Consider the following 1,530-nt stretch of genomic DNA (forward strand, 5'->3'; position numbering starts at 1 on the left):
TCACGGGCGATTCAATTAGAACTCCCACTATTTGCTACTGCCGGGTCAGTTCTTCAAAACAGCGAGATGACCTTGATAGACAAATCGCCTATATGCAATCCCTCTACCCAGACGCAGAAATCATCAAAGATATTGGCTCAGGACTCAACTTCAAAAGAAAAGGTCTGCGCTCCCTACTGGACAGACTTTTGCAAGGAAATAAATTCATCCTTGTTGTTGCCTGTCGGGACAGACTCGCAAGATTTGGATTTGAACTTGTACAATATATGGTCGAACAAAACGGTGGACAAATCGTGGTTCTTGACAAAACAGTACACTGTCCACAATCAGAACTTACCCAGGATTTACTCTCAATCCTTCACGTCTTTTCCTGTAGAATGCAGGGACTTAGGAAATACTCTAAAAAAATCAAAGAAGATTTATCTGAAATTGAGTCCTGCACAGAAAAGGAAAATTAAATATTGGTTTGGTGCTTCCAGGTTTGCCTATAACGAAACAATTAGATATTTACAAACTCCAGAAACAAAAGCCAATTGGAAAGAGATAAAAACCGGGATTATTCAAGGATTACCTGATTGGTGTAAAGATGCACCATATCAAATTAAGGCGATTGCCATCAAAGATGCTTGTCAGGCTGTTAAGAATGCCAAGAAAAAGTATATTGATGGTGGTGGGATTAGTAGGTGTAGATTTAGAACCAAAAAAGATCCTGTACAGTCTTGTTATATTCCCAAATCTGCCATAAAAGATGCAGGAATTTATCACACTGTTTTAGGAGAATTGGAATATAAAGAAACTTTACCTGATGGGTTTGGAGATTGTAGATTAGTCTCATTTTATGGAGATTACTACATCTGCTTACCAACAGAAAGCCCACGACACAAGACCGAGAACCAAGGGCGTGTCGTGGCTTTAGATCCCGGAATTAGAAATTTTTTAACCTTCTTCTCTGATAATAGCTTTGGATGGTTAGGCGAAAATGCTAATCTAAGAATCCAAAAACTTTGTTTTAAGCTAGATAAGTTAATCAGCAAAATATCTAAAGCTAAAAGCAGACAAAAGAAAAGATTAAAAAATGCTGCAACTCGGTTAAGAGGAAAGATTAAATATCTAGTGGACGAGTTGCATAAAAAGACATCTAGGTTTCTGGTTGATAATTTTGATGTGATTTTACTTCCTACTTTCGAGACATCTATTATGTCTAGAAAAGCCAAGAGAAGAATCAGGTCTAAATCAGTTCGACAAATGCTTACGTTAAGTCATTACAAGTTCAAGAAATTTATCAAACACAAAGCAAATGAATTATCAAAAATAGTAATTGATGTTAATGAAGCATATACTTCAAAAACAGTAAGTTGGACTGGTGAAATTATCAATAATCTAGGGGGATCTAAAATCATCAAATCTCGGCTAGATGGTAGAATCATGAACCGAGATTTGAATGGTGCGCGAGGAATTTATCTTCGTGCATTGGTTGATACGCCTTGGTTGAGAGACAATCTCAACTTATGTATTTGTTAGCATTAGTTA

General features: G+C 36.7%; 2 protein-coding genes. Both read left to right on the forward strand.

What is annotated here, in order from left to right; translation table 11 throughout:
* On the forward strand, nucleotides 1-458 hold a 458-nt coding region (locus ACIR131C_RS21435), incomplete at its 5' end, for an IS607 family transposase (RefSeq protein WP_035371293.1).
* On the forward strand, nucleotides 430-1,521 hold the full coding sequence (locus tag ACIR131C_RS21440) for an RNA-guided endonuclease InsQ/TnpB family protein (protein ID WP_081677135.1): 1,092 nt from the start codon (nucleotides 430-432) through the stop codon (nucleotides 1,519-1,521). The genes ACIR131C_RS21435 and ACIR131C_RS21440, both read left to right, overlap by 29 nt.
* Nucleotides 1,522-1,530: the final 9 nt, after the last annotated feature.

Source organism: Dolichospermum circinale AWQC131C (assembly GCF_000426905.1).
In the GTDB taxonomy this organism is placed as follows: domain Bacteria; phylum Cyanobacteriota; class Cyanobacteriia; order Cyanobacteriales; family Nostocaceae; genus Dolichospermum; species Dolichospermum circinale.